This window comes from Rothia sp. 11273D007AR (assembly GCF_053547255.1).
On record NZ_JBPPWJ010000037.1, the window covers coordinates 1 to 506 of the forward strand.

The 506-nt window shown below is 56.7% G+C and carries 1 rRNA gene; it reads left to right on the top strand.

Going from position 1 to position 506, the window contains the following annotated elements:
- Nucleotides 1-506 (top strand): 23S ribosomal RNA (locus ACED88_RS10745); the annotation flags it as partial.

A 506-nucleotide genomic window follows, 5' to 3' on the forward strand; every position in this document is an offset into this window, starting at 1 on the left:
GGCTTGTGTAGGATAGGTGGGAGACTGTGAAGCATGGACGCTAGTTCGTGTGGAGTCGTTGTTGAAATACCACTCTGGTCGCTCTGGATGTCTAACTTCGGCCCGTGATCCGGGTCAGGGACAGTGCCTGATGGGTAGTTTAACTGGGGCGGTTGCCTCCCAAAAAGTAACGGAGGCGCCCAAAGGTTCCCTCAGCCTGGTTGGCAATCAGGTGTTGAGTGTAAGTGCACAAGGGAGCTTGACTGTGAGACTGGCAGGTCGAGCAGGGACGAAAGTCGGGACTAGTGATCCGGCGGTACGTTGTGGAACGGCCGTCGCTCAACGGATAAAAGGTACCTCGGGGATAACAGGCTGATCTTGCCCAAGAGTCCATATCGACGGCATGGTTTGGCACCTCGATGTCGGCTCGTCGCATCCTGGGGCTGGAGTTGGTCCCAAGGGTTGGGCTGTTCGCCCATTAAAGCGGTACGCGAGCTGGGTTCAGAACGTCGTGAGACAGTTCGGTC